The sequence below is a fragment of the Vibrio sp. SCSIO 43135 genome, from assembly GCF_023716665.1.
Classification (GTDB): domain Bacteria; phylum Pseudomonadota; class Gammaproteobacteria; order Enterobacterales; family Vibrionaceae; genus Vibrio; species Vibrio paucivorans.
Window position 1 is genome coordinate 800,646 of the sequence record NZ_CP071860.1, and the last position, 18,503, is coordinate 819,148.

General features: G+C 44.9%; 16 protein-coding genes. 6 read left to right on the forward strand and 10 right to left on the reverse strand.

From position 1 onward, the window contains the following. Positions 1-33: 33 nt before the first annotated feature. Positions 34-984: a transaldolase gene (tal, locus tag J4N42_RS17910; protein ID WP_252034004.1), complete on the reverse strand. Its 951-nt coding sequence runs from the start codon at positions 982-984 to the stop codon at positions 34-36. Between the two features lie 448 nt (positions 985-1,432). On the opposite strand from tal, the gene J4N42_RS17915 reads away from it, so the two are divergent. Next, positions 1,433-2,428, forward strand: coding sequence for a sugar-binding transcriptional regulator (locus tag J4N42_RS17915; RefSeq protein WP_252034006.1), 996 nt, complete (start codon positions 1,433-1,435; stop codon positions 2,426-2,428). A gap of 141 nt (positions 2,429-2,569) precedes the next feature. Continuing rightward, entirely contained in the window at positions 2,570-3,865 is a 1,296-nt protein-coding gene (locus tag J4N42_RS17920; RefSeq protein ID WP_252034008.1) for a glycoside hydrolase family 18 protein, read from the forward strand. 71 nt (positions 3,866-3,936) lie between these two features. Here J4N42_RS17920 and J4N42_RS17925 read toward each other — a convergent pair whose 3' ends face one another. From J4N42_RS17925 to moeA, 6 genes are all read right to left on the reverse strand, one after another. Further along, positions 3,937-4,773, reverse strand: a complete 837-nt coding sequence (locus tag J4N42_RS17925) for a sulfurtransferase (RefSeq protein WP_252034010.1) — start codon at positions 4,771-4,773, stop codon at positions 3,937-3,939. Positions 4,774-4,828: 55 nt separating this feature from the next. Then, entirely contained in the window at positions 4,829-5,134 is a 306-nt protein-coding gene (locus J4N42_RS17930; protein WP_252034012.1) for a hypothetical protein, read from the reverse strand. Positions 5,135-5,270: 136 nt separating this feature from the next. After that, entirely contained in the window at positions 5,271-5,753 is a 483-nt protein-coding gene (locus J4N42_RS17935) for a hypothetical protein (protein WP_252034013.1), read from the reverse strand. A gap of 5 nt (positions 5,754-5,758) precedes the next feature. Then, the gene (locus J4N42_RS17940) at positions 5,759-7,873 is read right to left on the reverse strand and encodes an LruC domain-containing protein (protein WP_252034015.1); all 2,115 of its coding nucleotides are present in this window, start codon (positions 7,871-7,873) and stop codon (positions 5,759-5,761) included. A 168-nt stretch (positions 7,874-8,041) separates the two neighbouring features. Continuing rightward, the gene (moeB, locus tag J4N42_RS17945) at positions 8,042-8,791 is read right to left on the reverse strand and encodes a molybdopterin-synthase adenylyltransferase MoeB (RefSeq protein ID WP_252034202.1); all 750 of its coding nucleotides are present in this window, start codon (positions 8,789-8,791) and stop codon (positions 8,042-8,044) included. 12 nt (positions 8,792-8,803) lie between these two features. After that, complete coding sequence (gene moeA, locus J4N42_RS17950) at positions 8,804-10,039, reverse strand: molybdopterin molybdotransferase MoeA (RefSeq protein ID WP_252034017.1); 1,236 nt, start codon at positions 10,037-10,039, stop codon at positions 8,804-8,806. A gap of 282 nt (positions 10,040-10,321) precedes the next feature. Here moeA and folE point away from each other — a divergent pair, with 282 nt between their 5' ends. The 4 genes from folE to J4N42_RS17970 all read left to right on the forward strand — a co-directional run bounded on the left by folE (position 10,322) and on the right by J4N42_RS17970 (position 14,567). Then, positions 10,322-10,975 carry a GTP cyclohydrolase I FolE gene (folE, locus tag J4N42_RS17955; RefSeq protein WP_252034019.1) on the forward strand — a complete coding sequence of 218 codons (654 nt, stop codon included), beginning with the start codon at positions 10,322-10,324 and terminating at the stop codon, positions 10,973-10,975. Between the two features lie 112 nt (positions 10,976-11,087). Continuing rightward, positions 11,088-12,464, forward strand: a complete 1,377-nt coding sequence (gene dbpA / locus J4N42_RS17960) for an ATP-dependent RNA helicase DbpA (RefSeq protein ID WP_503035427.1) — start codon at positions 11,088-11,090, stop codon at positions 12,462-12,464. 174 nt (positions 12,465-12,638) lie between these two features. Then, positions 12,639-13,115 carry a hypothetical protein gene (locus tag J4N42_RS17965; RefSeq protein ID WP_252034021.1) on the forward strand — a complete coding sequence of 159 codons (477 nt, stop codon included), beginning with the start codon at positions 12,639-12,641 and terminating at the stop codon, positions 13,113-13,115. Positions 13,116-13,304: 189 nt separating this feature from the next. Further along, positions 13,305-14,567 (forward strand): metal-dependent hydrolase family protein, encoded by a 1,263-nt coding sequence (locus tag J4N42_RS17970; RefSeq protein ID WP_252034022.1) that lies wholly within the window; start codon positions 13,305-13,307, stop codon positions 14,565-14,567. A gap of 74 nt (positions 14,568-14,641) precedes the next feature. Here J4N42_RS17970 and msrB read toward each other — a convergent pair whose 3' ends face one another. The 3 genes from msrB to J4N42_RS17985 all read right to left on the reverse strand — a co-directional run bounded on the left by msrB (position 14,642) and on the right by J4N42_RS17985 (position 18,501). Next, complete coding sequence (gene msrB / locus J4N42_RS17975) at positions 14,642-15,772, reverse strand: peptide-methionine (R)-S-oxide reductase MsrB (RefSeq protein ID WP_252034024.1); 1,131 nt, start codon at positions 15,770-15,772, stop codon at positions 14,642-14,644. A 156-nt stretch (positions 15,773-15,928) separates the two neighbouring features. Then, the gene (locus J4N42_RS17980) at positions 15,929-17,677 is read right to left on the reverse strand and encodes a formate--tetrahydrofolate ligase (RefSeq protein WP_252034025.1); all 1,749 of its coding nucleotides are present in this window, start codon (positions 17,675-17,677) and stop codon (positions 15,929-15,931) included. 179 nt (positions 17,678-17,856) lie between these two features. Continuing rightward, on the reverse strand, positions 17,857-18,501 hold the full coding sequence (locus J4N42_RS17985; protein ID WP_252034026.1) for a lysoplasmalogenase: 645 nt from the start codon (positions 18,499-18,501) through the stop codon (positions 17,857-17,859). Positions 18,502-18,503 lie beyond the last annotated feature (2 nt).

Here is an 18,503-nt window from a genome sequence, read left to right on the forward strand (position 1 = left end):
ACGCAAACGTTCCCCTTTTTTAATACTGTGTGATTACAGCTTAGCTGCGATCATGTCTTCTAGTTTGCCTTGGTCAACGGCGAAGTTACGGATACCTTCTGCAACTTTCTCTACTGCCATAGCGTCAAGGTTGTGCTCCCATAGGAACTCAGCGTGAGTCATTGGAGCAGGGCGCTCTTTAGAGCCTTTAGAGTCAACTAGCTTCTCTACAACTTCACCTTCAGCAGCTTCTAGTTCAGCTAAAAGAGCAGGAGCGATAGTTAGACGGTCACAACCAGCAAGTTCTAGGATCTCGCCGATGTTACGGAAGCTTGCGCCCATAACAACAGTGTTGTAGCCGTAGTCTTTGTAGTAGTTGTAGATGTCAGTTACTGAGATTACACCTGGATCTTCTGAAGGTTCAAAGTCACGACCTTCTTTCGCTTTGTACCAGTCCATGATACGACCAACGAATGGCGAGATTAGGAATACACCTGCTTCAGCACAAGCACGAGCCTGGGCGAATGAGAATAGAAGAGTAAGGTTACAGTTGATGCCTTCTTTTTCTAGGATTTCAGCAGCGCGGATACCTTCCCAAGTAGAAGCCAGTTTGATTAGGATGCGATCGTTAGTGATACCAGCATCGTTGTACATTTTTACTAGCTGACGAGCTTTAGCAACGCTGCCTTCAGTGTCGTAAGAAAGACGAGCATCTACTTCTGTAGAGATACGGCCTGGGATTGTTTTCAGGATTTCTTTACCGATGTTTACTGCAAGCATGTCACAAGTGTCTTGTACTTGTTGTGCTTTATCAGCGCTTTGTGCTTTAGCGTATTCGATTGAAGCATCGATAAGTGGTGCATACTCTTCGATTTGAGCTGCTTTAAGAATCAGAGAAGGGTTAGTTGTTGCATCTTCTGGCTGGTACTTTTTGATTGCATCAATTTCACCAGTGTCTGCTACTACTGTCGTTAGTTTACGAAGTTGCTCTAATTTGTTGCTCATTTCGATCATCCTATTTAATGGGCTCCCACGTAATTTGATTAACGTGAGTAATGCATTTGCAAGCAAGGCAGCCAACTATCCAAAGCGACAAATCAGCTTGGAAAATCAACTGACCAGAAATTTTTTCAGCGTATGAGCAGATGTCGTGAACATTTGCTCTGTCGTTGAGTAAATGATGGGTTCATATTTATCTTATCTAGCGAGAAAGTCAATCTGGGAATGGAAGTTATGGTGACATTCATCAAGTAATTTTATCCTCATAAGGAATAAGCGCTGAAGTGTAACGTTTGCCCAGTGTAAATAGGGCTGAAGAACACAAGTTAATGTATAGAACCAAGAGTGAGAAAATGTAATGGTAGTGAGCAAATGTTGGTGTTATTTGGCGATATAGCATATGCTATAGCTATGAACATATGTTCCAACTAAACAAGCAGGAGCGGGTGGCTTTATGAGTAAGACGCAAAATGAGATGTCAGATGATAGCGCAGATCTTCTAACCGAGATTTCGGTGGCGTATTACCAAGATGGTGCAACACAAGAAGAGATCTCAAAAAAGTTTGCTGTTTCACGTGCAAAAGTTGGGCGGATGCTAAAGCAAGCGCGCGATGAAGGTATCGTAGAAATCACAGTTAAGTACCACCCAGTGTTTAGTGCCAAAATCGAACAACGACTGGTAGAGCGTTTTGGAGTTAAACGTGCTTTGGTAGCGCTAGATCAACCGAGTGAGGAGCAGCAGCGCTTACAGGTGGCGGGTTTAGTGTCCAAGTATATGGCAAAGACTCTCCAAAATGGCACGGTGGTGACTGTTGGTCAGGGGCGAAATGTATCTGCGGTTGCCCACCACATCGGCGTTATTCCGCAGCGTGATGTTAAGTTTGTTTGTGGTATAGGCGGTATTCACCCAAGGGGCGGTATGTTTAATGCCGACCATATTTGTCGTCAGTTTGCGAAAACCTATGGGGGCAGTTCAGAAACGCTCTATGCTCCGGCTTATGCAGAAAACCGTGAACAGAAGCTGGCCTTTATGCAGAATGCCACCGTGAAACAAACTCTCGACCTTGCACGTAAAGCAGACGTAGCGCTAGTGGGGATCGGCGATATGAGTGAAAACAGTTATATGGTTGACCTAGGGTGGTTTACCGCAGACGAAGTTGTGCAGTCACGTATGTTGCAGGGGGTTGTCGGTGACTTTGCCGGGTATGATTTCTTTGATATCAACGGTGAGTCAGCGGTGACAGTGATGAGCGATCGCGTTATCGGTTTGAGCCTCGACGAGTTTCGACCAATTTCAGAAGTTATCGCCATTGCCGCTGAGAACAGTAAGCCCCTAGCATTATTGGGAGCGTTGAGAACTGGAGCAATCGATGTAATCGCGACGACGGTAAGCAATGCGCTGACAGTTCTTAACCTTGACGAGCAAATGGCAAGTGTTGTTGCTGAGTGAAAAACATTAACTAAATCAAATTGCTATGAAAATGATGTAATAGTCACTGCGCGAAATTGATGATCACTCGCAGTGTTAATAACTTTAGCGGTGAAAATAAAAATCTCTGCTTAGTTTGTATACAGACTAAGGGAGAAGAACATGAACAAATCACTGATAACTATTGCTATTGCGGCAACAACTGCTTTTGGTGCTCAGGCTAACACTAACATCGTCGCAGGTTACTTTGCCGATTGGCAATACGCTAATCCAGATAACGGATATACGGTTAAGGATATTCCGGCCGAAAACTTAACTCACATTATCTATGCATTTTTGAGTATGTGTGGCCCACATACAGGTGCAAGTGAGCTTGTTCAGAAACAAGTTGCAAAAGCATGTGAAGGGAAAGCGCCTTATACCGCAATTATTGTCGATCGCGAGGCGGCGTTAGAGCATGACTTTGGCAACGTTGATGTAAAAGTGGATTACAAAGGTCATTTCGCTCAGCTTACTCAGCTCAAGCAAGATAACCCTTCAATTAAGATCTTGCCGTCATTTGGTGGCTGGACAATGTCTGAACCTTTCCATGCAATGGTGCAAGATCCAAAAGCGATGGAACACTTTTCTAAAACAGCGGTTGAACTTATCGCACAATACCCATTCTTTGACGGAATCGACCTCGATTGGGAATACCCAGGTGGCGGCGGTTTGACGACATCGCCTTGGAATCCTGATACCAAGCTTTCCGACGAGCAAAAGGAGAAAGAGCGTGACGCCTTTACCTATTTAGTCAAAACCATGCGTGCTGATTTGGATAAGCTGGAAGAGAGCACTAAACGTGAATACGAACTTTCAACGGCTGTGGGCGTAGGTGCAAAGGCTGCACAAATCGACTGGTCAGAAGCTCAGCAATATTTAACCAACATGTTTGCCATGACCTATGACTTCCTTGGTGGTTGGGGGCCTCAAACCGGGCACTTGACCAATCTACACGCGACGGAAAGAAGTTGGTGGGGAATGGGAGCTGACGTGTTTATTAACCAGATGATTGAACTGGGTATCCCGAGTGAGAAACTGGTATTAGGCTCTGCATTCTATGGCCGAGGCTGGCAAGGCACCAAGGACTTCGATGGTACTTTACCGAAAGGTGATTTAGTGTCTGAGAAAGGCGCTGAGTTTGGGACGGGCGAGCATGGATACTTCATGTTCTGGGATCTGCTGAAAAACTATGGTGCAGACCAAGGCTATGCCTATAAGTATGATGAGCAAGCGCAAGCGCCATTTTTATGGAATGATAAAGAAAAAGTGTTTATCTCTTTTGAAGATCAGCGTTCAATCAAAGCAAAAGTTGAATGGGCTAAATCGACTAAACTAGGTGGCATCTTCACTTGGGAGCTGTCGGGCGACCCATCAGGTGAACTGGTCGAGATAATGCACCAAGAAATGAACAAGTAAGTTAAATGCTTAAAAACAAACCCTCGCACTGCGAGGGTTTTTTCTATTAAGGATGGTTTAGTGTTATCAAACTATTGGGTTTGAATCGGTAAATCTTGTCTTTGGCCCCATTCGGTCCAAGAGCCGTCGTATACAGCTAAGTTTTCATAGCCACACAACTGGCTCGCAAGTAGAACGATACAGGCGGTTACGCCAGAGCCACAGCTGAAGATGTAGCTCGTTTTATCTTGGGCGATTGAAGAAGATAGAATCGGCTTTAATTGTTCCACTGGTTTAATTTTGTGACCGTCCATTAACTCAGCAAATGGTTGGCAAACCGAGTTCGGAATGTGGCCGCTTCTGATCCCAGCTCTTGGCTCGGGAACTTCTGCGAAAAATCGCGCTTTTGAGCGAGCATCTACGGTTAAATTATTATCATTGCTGGTTTGCTCGAGTACCTGTTGTGCAGATAAAAACAGGCTGTGGCTCAGCTGGCCGGAAAAATTGCCGTTAGCTAAAGGTACCGCGTATGAGGTGTCTAGAGGTTGCCCTGAGTTTTTCCATTCGGTTAAGCCGCCATCTAGCACATAGACTTCTTTGTGTCCCATCGCTTTAAACATCCACCATGCTCGTGGGGAAGCGAATGTACCGCTATTGTCATAAACAACGATGGTTGAGTCGTTGTTTAAGCCGAGTTGTTGCGCCAATTGATTAAATCGCTCCTCGCTCGGCATCATATGCGGAAGTGAAGCCTCTGGGTCGCAAAATTGATTGTCGTAATCAAACCGCATGGCTCCCGGAATCATGTGCTCTTTGTCTTTTTCAGTTTCACTTGGGATCTGAAAATCGATGCTGGCATCCAGAATAAATAGGTTTTGATTGGAAATTTTTTGTTCGGCTAGCCATTGCGGAGTAACGAGTGGATACATCACAGCTCCTTGTGCTTGTTGTTATTGTGATTCGTTGACTACTCAAGATAATCAATTATTTACAAGAAATAAATTGAAAGCTGGTCGATGTTTCCAAATTGGAAGTATTACCACGTAATTTTACGCTGTCTCCTCTAGTACACTCATTAGTGATAGGGACACTGACGCGGTACAATTTCGCCTGCTGTGTTTCTACGGTTAGATAACGGCGATGACCATCAAGCGATTGAGTTAGCGTTGACTCCAATACTGTTGCTTCAGTTTCTACATTTATCGAGGTATCTGGTTGCAATTTTAATACGGCGAACAGTATGCCGAATGCTACAAGCAGACACAGAACGTAAACTTTTGGGTTGTTCATAGTCAGCGGATTCTAATGGTTGAATAGGGCACTAAAATATACGTAACTTCAGTGTACTAGTTGTATTAGACATTCCAAAGAAAGAGCCCTTAATAAGGGCTCTTTGAGATGTGATTCTATGAGTGAGGCCAACCACTTACTGAATGATGCTCATCGAAGAGGTATCTAGGATCTCTTGAATTGGCGCTGAACCGTCATAAAACCACACTTCCGCAAGAACATATTGCTGGGCCTCTGACACGCAGAAATCCAAGCTTACGGTACCATTATCTAATGAGGATGAGCTGATTCGACTGTTGTAGTTAGGCGAATAACTACCGTCACCATTCTCGACGTATTCGCCATAGACTGAAACGTAAGCTCTTTCTGTGCTGTAAGCACTGATATCAACATCTAAGCTATGTCCCATTACTGGATTGAAGCTGAATCCATCCGCGATACTCAAATCCGACATCGATCTTAATGTCACGTCATCTTCTGTTGTGCTCGCATCAGCCGGAGTTGTGCTAGGCGAGCCCGAATCAGCAGAGCCTGCCGATGAACCACCGCCATCTCCACCACCGCCACCACAGGCAGTAAGTAAACCAATCAGCGCAAAGTAGGGTAATTTAGTTTTCATGGTGATTACTCCTGTGGTTGGTAATATTTGTTGTTCGTTGCTTTTTCTTCCAAGTACCAATCTTGTTTCTTGCTACCGGAAGACTCGGCATATTCTGCAAACTCTGGATAGGCGTTGACCAAGTCCACTTTTTCGCGCGGCCATTTCCAATCGTGTGGAATTAGCAGTGCCCAAGGCAGATTATCGGATGTTTTAAAGTAACGCCCTTGTGCTGCATCACTGCTATCTACTCCCAAACCATAAAGGTTTTGGTCGTCGAACTTCTCGGTTGGTGATTGATCGGCTAAGTGAATTTCCAATGTTCTGCCTGGGTGAAGTGGGAGTGATTCGCCATGGTAATATCCTGGTGTTGCGAAGATAAATGGGTCATACGGCATCGCCATTAATCCACTCGTGTCGGCATCATCGTTAGTGGTGATATCAATTTCGAAAGACAGTGTTAGCCCATCTTGGCAGTGTTGCTGGGTACGGTAAAACTCACAACTTGAGCCAGTAAACTGCGATAAGTCTTCAGAGATAATGAAGATGGCTTCATTCGAATCAGACTCTAATCCGCTATCAGCCAGCACAACCCCATTTTGAGACTGAGTCGTTAGGGTGGTGTCGATATCTGTACGATTCAAACCCGCGAGCCTTATCGCAAATCCATTACGATAATCTGCACCATAGGCTGACAAATATCCTTCAATGACACTTCTTGCTACACGACCATCTTGGATTGTTTCTGTGACGCGGTAACGAATGACAACGTCATTCATATCGTAGTCGGCGGTGTGCGGCCAGTTATCTTCGAATGCAACTGTCGCGTATCCAGACTCACTTGGATAATGCCTAACAGCAGCACCGTCCTTGGTGATCAATAACTGGTGGTCTTCCACTTCACCTGTTTGAGCACCACCGAAGTAGTCGATACCTGTTTGGTCACTGAAACGGAAACGGCTCCAAGTTGAACCTTGAGTGGCATCATTCGGTACAGAGAGCGTTAAAGTGTTGGTTCCTGCTGTTAGTTGTTGGTCGGAGAATACTTTTTCGCCAGCATCTGCAAAGTCACCGTCTTTGTTCCAGTCAATCCAAGCAGAAAGGTAACCAGTTGTAGAGGCTTGTACCGCAACGAGCGCGTTCATGCCTGCTTCGATAGCCGTGACAAAACCCACACCATCTTCATCTTGTGAGCCAGCTTTGTTGTCATCTAACGGTGGCAACAGGCCATCACCTTCGCCATCAGGGCTGACTAAACCAAGGTAAAACCCAGACCCGATACCGTGACGAGGGCCATTTGAACTTAGGCGTGTTAAGTAAGAGTCGGGCGCATCACCAAAGTCGATAGTTGAATCTTCATCGATTACAGGTGCATTCGCGCAGCGAGCTCCATCATTTTGACCAGATGCCGGGCCGTAGGCGAATATCTGTGCGGCTATCGCTTCGTCGGTGATATTGTCCGGGTCGGATAGGTCAATACGGAAAATATGACCATCGGAATTACGGGAAATATAGTAATAGCCGTCTACATCAAAATAGCCAGCGCCAAATGTACCCGTCACACCGACGTTTCCAAGCAACGTCTCACCACCCACGTCGGTGTTAAACTCGTACAAATTACCTGAACCGTTGTCGACGCCATACAGTTTTCCATTTGACGGATGGAACGCAAAGTCAGTTAGGGATACAGATGAAGTCGCGGTAATCTGTTCAAGAGCGAGTGTAGCGGTCGGATCGGTATCTAGGGGGGCGAGGTCAATTTTAAATAGACCTTTCCCTTTTCTGTAGAAGTACATCACGTGCTCGTACACATCGCCCACATAAAAGGTATGAGAAGGTAAGCCAGTTACATTTAGTGTTTGTACTTGGAAATCTTGACCCAAACGTACCACTTGCATGTTGGTCGTGTCGTATCCATAGATGTAGCGGTCTTCGTAATCAAACCCTACAGCGTTCACGTTACCGTTGGTACCTGTATCGTCTTGTAGCAGAGTGGTTGTACCGGTTACTAGATTGACACCATAGACCTGAACCGGGCGAGATTGGAATAAATACGCTTTGCTTGGACAGGTGTCAAACGGCGTACTTAAAGCGTGTGATGAAAACAAAATAGCTGTTAGAGATAAGATGAACCTCGTCATAATGAACTCCTTCCAATAGACGTTTATCTAGCTATTACAAGGACTATGCCATTACTTAAGTTATTGATGTGTAAGGGTTAAGTGCCTTTTAATTCAATGGCTTCTTAATCTGATTGTCAAAATAAAAAAGCCAGCGAATGCTGGCTTTCAACTTGAGAAATGTTTGAATTAACTGCAAACAGGACAGCTTGGCATCTTCATTAGATTCATTTCACGCCATGACATCGTAAGTGCGTCGAGCATTAGAATTTTACCTTGCTTTGGTTCACCATAGTTGGCGATGACCTTGATTGCTTCCATGGCTTGAACCGCACCTATAATCCCGACCAATGGAGCCATCACCCCAGCTTCAACGCAGGTAAGTGCTGTATTCCCAAACAGGGCGCTTAAGCATTGATAGCAAGGCGCATCAGAGTCTTTATAGGTGAAAACGCTGACTTGACCTTCCATCCGAATTGCAGCACCAGAGATGAGTGGTGTTTTGGCTTCGAAACACAACCTGTTGAGCTGATTACGGGTTTCAACATTATCTGAAGCATCTAGCACAATCGAATGTGACTGAACTAACTCAGAAAGTTTATCGTCGCTTAATCGCGCTGAAACGGTGTCAACTCTTAGGTGTGGATTAAGCTGCTTTAGTGAGTCTGAAGCGGAATCCACTTTGTGACGCCCGATATCTCCGTCGGTGTGGAGAACTTGGCGCTGAAGATTAGACAACTCGACGACATCATCATCAATCAAAGTGATGTGGCCTACACCGGCAGTAGCAAGGTATTGGCTAGAAGCACAGCCTAAACCACCAGCACCTAATACGAGAATAGAAGCCTGTTTCAACGCTTCTTGCCCATCAAAATCAAACTGCTTGAGAATGATTTGCCGGTTGTAGCGAAGCATTTCTTGATCTGAAAGGATCTCCAACATTAGCTCCTGTTAGTAGAGTGTTGAGTTAAACAATTGGATTTGAACAGTTTCACCAACTTCAACTCTGCCACGTTCACGCTCAAGCACAACAAAACAGTTAGCAAGACTCATTGAGCGGAATGCACCTGAACTTTGGTTGCCGGTTGTTTCCACAACGAATTGGCCGTTTTCCAGCGTGTAAATACCACGTTGATAATCGGTACGCCCCGGCGCCTTCTTAAACGCTGTCTTGGTGATAGCTGGAATCGATTCAGGTGCTGACCATTGGGTGTTACCACCTAATTTAGCCAGCATAGGTTGAACCAGCACATACATGGTTAACACTGCAGAGACTGGGTTGCCGGGCAAGCCACAGAACCAAGCATTGCTTAGCGCGCCAAAAGCGAATGGTTTACCCGGTTTGATGGCGAGTTTCCAAAAACCGATTTCCCCAAGTTCTTCAAGAATATCTTTGGTGTAATCTGCTTCCCCAACACTTACTCCACCGGAAGTAACGACAACATCAGCTAGCGACTGAGCTTTTTCAAACGTTTCTTTTAGCTTGGTAGGGCAATCAGGAATGATCCCGAGGTCGATTGCTTCGCAGCCGAAGTTTTCAATCAACGGCTTAATTCCGTATCGGTTACTGTCGTATATTTGCCCGTCTGCTAAAGGTTCACCCAGCGGTTTCAGCTCATCACCAGTTGAAAAGAACGCTACTTTAGGCTTACGAACAACCGTTAAGTGGCTAATTCCAAGTGACGCAATCATAGGAATATCACGCGGTGACAAGCGTGAACCTTTCGCCAGAACAAGGTCGCCTTGCTTAATGTCATCACCGCAAGGACGAATGTTGTTCTGTGGTTTGACATCAGTTTGAGTGAAAAGAATACCGTCATCAGTGACTTGCGTGTTTTCTTGCATGATTACCGCGTCGCAGCCTTCAGGAATCTTAGCGCCGGTCATAATACGAATACAGGAACCTAGAGGCCATTCACCTTCAAATGGTTGCCCTGCAAAAGATTTTCCTGCCAGTGGTAACGTAGAAGACTGAGCTAAGTCTTGCCGTCTGATGGCGTAACCATCCATCGCTGAATTGTCAAAAGGTGGAACAAAAATGGGTGAAAGAACGTCTTCAGCAAGGACATAGCCTAGTGCTTCTGCAAGAGGCAGGCGCAAAGTCGTTTGGATTGGTTTGATGCGAGAAAGCATTTTGTCCATGGCATCTTCAAGAGGCATCAAGCCTGGAGCATCACAGCAGCCCATGTTTAAATCCTATGTTTTATTGTAAATTCTGTTAGCAAGGGACTTTAGCATAGATTTATCAACGGCAATAATGACCTCCCTTAAATTATGGGTGTAATTATTGATAAATCCGAGTATCCTTGTCAGCCATCTAAAAGGGTTAAACTCCTTGAGCTGTGGGCATGCCAAGCTGCCTAACTCTTCAATCGTATTAAAGACTTAACGATAAGAGTAAGCAGTCGATGAAAGCGGCGGAGTAGAGCACTTTCATCAAGCAAGATTAGTTTAAATAGAGGAAGTGGAATGTCAGGTCTTAGCGAATCCGCGAAGTTGGTAAAAGATGCGCTAGAAAGCCGTGGATTAGAAACGCCGATGCGTCCTAATCAGGTAAGCCGAGAAGAGAAAAAGGAAAAGATCGAGCATCATATGCGAGAGATCTTATCTCTGCTGGAATTAGACTTAACAGATGATAGCCTCGAAGAAACGCCGCATCGCATCGCGAAAATGTATGTTGATGAAGTGTTTTCTGGCCTTGACTATCAAAACTTCCCTAAGATTACTGTCATCGAAAACAAGATGAACGTAAGCGAGATGGTTCGAGTAAAAGACATTACCGTAACCAGTACTTGTGAACACCACTTAGTGACGATAGACGGCCGCGCCGCTGTCGCTTACATTCCGCGTGGAAAAATCATCGGCTTGTCTAAAATTAATCGTATCGTTCGATTCTTCGCCCAGCGCCCTCAAGTGCAAGAGCGTATGACGCAGCAAATCTTAGTTGCGCTGCAAACATTACTCGAATCAGATGATGTTGCTGTAACAATTGATGCAACACATTACTGCGTGAAATCACGTGGCGTAATGGATGCAACGAGCGAAACCACGACAACAGCACTAGGCGGGATCTTCAAATCGAACCCTGCAACGCGACACGAATTTCTACACGGGATTCGATAGTACTATCGGTACGTACTAAGATTTTTCAAAACCGCTTCGTTTAAGAAGCGGTTTTTACTTTTATACTGCTAGGTGAAATGTTCATTTAGCTAATCCTTACAAGGATAATATTGTGACGACTTCATTTAAGACGCTGAATTTAAGACCGGAGCTTACCGAAACGCTAGACAGTTTGGGATACACCGAGATGACTGCGATTCAGCAACAGGCACTTCCGATGGTACTGGAAGGTAAAGATGTCATTGGACAGGGTAAAACGGGCTCTGGTAAAACGGCGACGTTCTCACTGGGTTTACTTAGCAATTTAAACGTGAAGCGTTTTCGGGTGCAAACTTTGGTGCTTTGTCCGACTCGAGAGTTGGCAGACCAAGTAGCAAAAGAGATCCGAACTCTTGCGCGTGGCATTCACAATATCAAAGTGCTGACTTTGTGTGGTGGAATGCCAATGGGGCCTCAAATCGGCTCATTAGAGCATGGGGCTCACATTTTGGTGGGCACGCCAGGTCGTATTCTTGATCACATGTCGAAAGGGCGCATTAGCTTAGATGAGCTAAACACGCTCGTGCTGGACGAAGCAGACAGAATGTTAGAGATGGGTTTTGAAGAAGCCATTGATACCATCATTGAAGCGGCGCCTTCAAAGCGCCAAACGCTTTTATTTAGTGCAACTTTCCCTGATAACATCGAGTCTTTGGCTGCGAAAGTGATGGTTGATCCAGAGATGATCAAAGTGGAATCAACGCATCAAACCACGACTATCGAGCAACGTTTTTACAAAGTAGAAAGCACGGAAGACCGAGATAACGCCCTTGAAACTCTGCTACTTACACACAAGCCTGAATCTTCAGTAGTGTTTTGCAATACCAAAAGAGAAGTGCAAAACGTGACTGATGAGTTGAGCCATCGCGGGTTTAGCGTTGTGGAGCTGCACGGTGATATGGAACAGCGAGAGCGAGAGCAAGCGTTAACCATGTTCGCCAACAAGAGCATTTCTATTTTAGTTGCTACCGATGTAGCGGCTCGAGGCCTAGATGTTGACAACCTTGATGCCGTTTTCAACTTTGAGTTGTCACGTGACCCTGAAGTCCACGTGCACCGTATTGGCCGTACTGGTCGCGCAGGCTCGAAAGGTATTGCATTCAGTTTCTACAACGAAAAAGAAGAGTATCGTGTTGCGCGTATTGATGAGTATATGGATATTGCGATCAACCCATCAGCATTGCCTGAGAAGCCAGTTGAGCGCCCGTACTATCCTAAGATGCAGACCATCCAAATCTTAGGTGGTAAGAAACAGAAAGTACGTGCAGGTGACATTCTGGGTGCACTGACTAAACAAGCGGGCTTAGACGGCAATAAGATCGGTAAGATTAATATTTTGCCAATGGTGTCTTACGTCGCGCTAGAGCACGATATCGTCAAGCCAGCGCTAAAACAGCTACAAACTGGAAAGATGAAAGGTCGCAACTTTAAAGCGCGAGTCATGAAGTAACCGACTCATATTGCAGCAAGTAGGAAGGGTAGCCTTGTAATAAGGCTACCCTTTTTTATTTCGGTTGAATTCCAAGTTGGCGTGAAATGGCAATTATTGGCGTGTGTTTACCCATAATATTGATTTCGTAAATAAGAACGAGCCGAAATTATAGGCAATTAAAAAGGTAGAGATATGAGCGCATCACAGAAAGAATATGGTTTTAACACTCCTCAACGTTTGTTCGTCGGATATACACTTGCAGTATTGGTCGATCTTACTGTGCTGAATTTGTACAACGAGTTTTGGGGTTACGTAACGATCAGTTCATTTTCTATCTCTTTAGCTGCCGCAGTATTACTTCAATTGCTCCTAAAACTATCGATTAAAGCAGAGCATCAATTGGCCAACTATTTCAAATCTAAGCAAGGATTAGCGCCGAAAATTATGCGCGGATTATCTTCATACATAATTTTAGTGGGTTCAAAGTTTGTTATGTTGGAAGCGATTAACTTAGCGTTTGGCAGCGAAGTAGAATTTACCGGCCCTTGGAATGGCGTTGTTGCTTTCTTCGCTGTGGTTTTCACGATTTTAATAGCTGAAATTGCGGTCTCGAAGATTTACTTCAAGTTGGGTGACAAAGTGGAGCATACCCAGGCTCAAAGCGCATAACGACTAGCAGGTATTACTTTGCTGAAATGTGAAATAGCGACCCAGTGAGGTCGCTATTTTCGTATCTGCGTACTCGTATTCAATACAGAACCTAGTATCAGTCATGTCATCAAATGGCAATTTAATTCTAATCCGAGTGTTTATGATCGCTTCATCAACCAAGTGGTTTCCTACCGATGAGGCAACAAGATGAAAAAACTGATTATTAATGCGAACGTATTTAATGGCACCGATGACAAGCTAATCGAGGGCGTATCGGTACTGATAGAAAACAACCTCATTACTCGTATTGGTGATATTGATGTATCTGTCGCTGATGAAGTTATCGATGCAAAGGGCGGTACTGTGATGCCGGGACTCATCGACGCCCACGTGCATATCACCATGTCTGCAGGGTTCAATGAGTTGGATGCTATGACGCGAGAAGAAATCGCGATTCGTTCTGCGAGGATTTCAGAGCAAATGCTAATGCGCGGGTTTACGACAATTCGTGATGTCGCGGGCAACACATTGGGTCTAAAAAATAGCATCGATAAAGGGTATGCGACAGGGCCGAGAATTCTTCCTTCAATGGCTGCGATTTCACAAACGAGTGGGCATTCAGACTATCGTCAGAACCGTGCACAAGAGCGTTTGGCTAACGGCCACGAAGATTCACCGCTTATGAAGACCGGCGCATTCAAAGTGGCTGATGGTCGGGCTGAAGTATTGAAAGCGGTACGCGAACAGTTATTTATGGGCGCATCACAAATCAAGATCATGGCGGGTGGTGGCGCATCTTCGACTTTTGACCCACTCGATACACTGCAATATACCATGGATGAGATGAAAGCAGCGGTTGAGGCTGCTTCGGATTACGGTACATACGTTGCAGCCCATATTCACACTGCACCGGCAATGAAGCGAGCTGCAGAAGCTGGAGTAATGTCTTTTGAACATGCAACGATTATGGACGACGAAATTGCTCAGATCATCAAAGAGAAAGGTATCTGGGTAGTGCCTTCGTACTTTACGTCGGAACTTATTGCTAACCGAAAAATTCCAATGCCAAATGAAGAAACCTACAAGAAGACCGAGCGTGTGGGTAAGGCGATGATGAAGTCGGCAGAGCTAATTAAGAAATACAATATTGAGAATATTGTTTACGGGACGGATTGCGTCGGTAAATCGGATGTCCATAAAGCCCAAATGCAGGAACTCGCAGCGATAGAAGAAGTATTCGACACCATTACTGCGTTAAGAATGGCAACTTCTAATTGTGGTCGACTGTTCGAGCTATCGACCTACCAGCACCCTTATCAAGAAGGTAAATTGGGTCAAGTTTGCGAAGGGGCATATGCGGACTTATTGATCATTGATGGCAATCCACTAGAGGGGGTAGCCTGCGTGATGAGCGACGAGTCGAAGAAGCTGATTATGAAAGACGGGCTGGTTTATAAAAACACACTGTAGTAAGACCTAATTCGCTTACATAGAAAGGGCAACCCAAACAGGTTGCCCTTTTTCGTTGTCGACGTTTGGATGGATTAACTGTCGAATAGAGATAGATATTCACCATAGCCTTCTTTTTCAAGTTGCTCGACAGGGATGAAACGCATCGCTGCTGAATTCATGCAGTAGCGCAAACCTGTTGGTGCTGGGCCATCTTTAAACACATGACCTAGGTGTGAGTCAGCAAATCGACTTCTTACTTCTGTTCTTGGATAGAGTAAGTGATAATCGGTTTTAGTGACAATGTAACCTTCGTTGATAGGTTTGGTGAAGCTAGGCCAGCCAGTACCTGACTTGTATTTGTCAGTCGATGAAAACAGTGGTTCACCAGAGACGATATCAACATAAATACCTTCTTGCTTGTTATCCCAGTACTCATTTTTAAACGCGCGCTCAGTTCCTTCTTCCTGTGTTACGTAGTATTGAAGGTCTGTTAACTTAGCCTTGATCTGTTTTTCAGAAGGCTTACTGTAGGCTTTAATATTGGCCACTTTGTTTTTGTCATCAATGAGCTGGCGCAGCGTAACTGGGTTTTCTTCTCGATCGTCACCGAAGATTTTATCTAGATACTTATCTCGGCCTGAAGCGTATCGGTAATAGTTATAACGAACTTTATTACGTTTGTAGTAATCTTGGTGATAGGCTTCCGCTGGCCAAAACTTAGTGAATTCAATCAGCTCTGTTTTAAGTGGCTTCTTAAACACACCTAGATCATCAATCTCAGCCATAAATTGTTCTGCAATCTGCTTTTGTAGTTCATTGTGATAAAACACAGCAGGGCGATAGTGTCGTCCTCTGTCAACAAAAGAGCCTTGATCGTCTGTCGGATCGATATGGCGGAAAAATTGGTCTAAGACTTGTTCGTATGAAACAACAACTGGATCGAAAGTCACTTTAATGACTTCGATATGCCCAGTCTTACCAGATGAGACTTGTTTATAGGTTGGATTTTCGACATCACCGCCAGCATAACCTGAAACGACATCAATCACGCCTTCAAGTTTCTCTAAATCTGATTCGGTACACCAAAAGCACCCACCAGCCAGTGTTGCGATTTCGATGTCGCTAGAGACAATACGTTCGGAGCCTTTGTCGTCAGCTTGGCTGAAAAGTGAAAGAGCGACAGCAAATAGGGCTACGGGAAATAGAATGGCTTTGAATTTCATACCAACCTCGTTAGTTGTGATAACAGCTACTAATAAGAACGAGTTAGATATGAATAAATTTCAAAAAAAGATCACTTTATAATATGAATCACCGCTTATAGGGCTAGCGAGGTTGATTTGCTCGCTAGCCCTATTGGTTTAGTTGAGACCGAGGGTTTAACTGAGACCGATGATATTTCCTTCATCGTCTAAATCGAGGTTCATAAAAGCAGGCTTCTCAGGCAAACCTGGCATCGTCATGACGTTGCCACACAGCGCATAGACGAATCCAGCCCCAGCACATAATTTGAGTTCTCGAATAGGCACATCAAACCCTTGCGGCGCACCTTTTATTGAACCGTCGGTAGAAATCGAAAGGGGAGTTTTGGCTAAACAAACGGCGAGGTTATCAAATCCATTTTGTTTGAATTGCTCGAGTTGTTTGGTTGCTTTATAGCTAAGAGTAATGCCTCTAGCACCGTAACCACCCTCAGCAACGCTCATGAGCTTTTCTTCAAGTGTTTGGGAGAGTTGGTACAATGGCTTGAACTCGACCTCTTGTTGGCATTGCTCTACCACCTTACGAGCTAGTGCAATTGTACCTTCTCCACCTTGTGCAAAGCCTTCGCTGATTTCAACTTCAACGTTACTCGGAAGTGCTTCAATCATTGATTTCAGCTGCTCGAGTTCATTTTGATCATCTTGAGGGAATCGGTTTATCGCCACAACAGCAGGCACGCCGTACTTATTGACGTTATTGATATGCCACTTTAAGTTTTCGAAGCCTTGCGTAAGCGCATCCAAATCTGGCTCAAAAATAGAATCTGGGATCGGTTGGCCAGGTTTAAGATCATAACAGCCTGAGTTCGCCTTAAGGCCACGTAAAGTAGCAACAATCACGGCGCAGTCTGGCGCTTTGCCAGAAGCTTGAGCTTTGATATTGCATGCTTTTTCAAAGCCCATATCAGAGCCAAAGCCGCCTTCAGTCACGGTGAAGTCACACAACTTGGTCGCAATGTCATCAGCAATGATGGAAGAGTTGCCATGCGCAATGTTTGCAAATGGGCCCGCGTGAATGAGTGTTGGGACGCCTTCAAGAGTCTGCATTAACGTAGGCTCAATGGCGTTTTTCATGCTTACAGCCATTGCTCCAGCAACTTGCAAATCTTCGGTCGTCACTGGGTTACCGTGAATATTGTAAGCGACCACGATACGGCCAATTCGAGCGCGTAAATCTTTCAAATCGGTTGCGAGAGCTAAAATAGCCATTAACTCTGATGCTGCAGATATATCGAAACCGTCTTCACGTTCAAAGCCATTAACGGTTTTGTTTACTTCGTTTTTGCCAATGGTCACCATGCGTAACGCACGGTCGTTGTGGTCGAGTACGCGTTTCCAAACCACATTGTTCGAATCGATCTTGAGGGCTTTCATCCCAGTACGCTTTTCGAAATCGGCGTAACCCAGCCTTTGTTCGTGGTAAATACGCGCATCAATGGCTGCTGAGGCCAAATTGTGACCCGCTGTTACAGCATGAATATCGCCTGTTAGGTGTAGGTTTAGTTCATCCATAGGGGCGACTTGTGAGTAGCCACCGCCTGCAGCACCGCCTTTAACACCAAATACAGGCCCCATAGAGGGTTGCCTAATACATGCCGCAACAGAGTGGTTAAGCTTTTTGAGCCCTTGAGCAAGGCCGATAGTGGTGACAGTCTTACCTTCACCAAGCGGCGTCGGAGTAATGGCTGTGATGACAATTAACTTGCCTGAAGCTGAATCTTGTAGGCGCTTTAGGCTTGATAGCGATAGCTTGGCTTTATACTTGCCTTGGGAATGAAACTCTTCCGGTTGAAGACCTAACTCAGAGGCAACTTGGGTGATTGGTTTTAAATCTGCCTGACGACAAATTTCTATATCTTGTAGCATAAAACCCTCGCGAATAACCGTAAATATAGTGAGGAAAACGTTTGCGTCAGGATGATAGCGTTATTTTATCTGTTGTAAAGGGCTATTTGACGTAGTGTTTGTATGGTTATGTTATCAGGTTACAAGTAGTGTGGAGTTGATGTGCTTCAATCTTGATGAAATTGATGCTGGTGGATTGATCAAAAACCATAGGATCGTTCGATGAGGGCGTATGCGGACATTGTGATAAGTAATTGTGCCGTATAGTAGGTCACCATAATTACATGTTGCGAAAAACGGGATGAGGAACGGAATCTGTCGATGGCTAACACTAGATCAGAAAGCATGAATAAACATGCACCGACGAGAGCGGTCGCTGATGAAGGAGTACTGCCTGTCAGACGATACTCAATTGCGGCCCATGTCATAGCTAGGATAACGGTGACATAAGCGGCGACTGGAAGTTTCATTTCACCTAGATCGGGCAATAGCAGCAAGTACACGATCACGCCAAGGCTAATTAGTAGTCCTAGTACCCAAATTGTTACCGCCCCATCTAATTGCTGATGGAAGGCGACGAAATAGGCAATGTGAGCGAGAAGAAATGAGCTAAGGCCTTGAATAAACTTATCTTTAGGATGCATGAGAAAGACATCACCAAGTGCAGATAAAGTCAGCCCTGATATAACAAAATAGACGTATGTAGGCAGCTCTGGGCCTTTAAAGACCAGCGAACCAATCATCAGTAAGATAGGCAGTGGTTTAGAAAGATAGAATAGCCAACGCGGCCCATTGTTGATTGAGACGATATGAATAGCAGCGATAAGCGTAATCAACAACCACATGT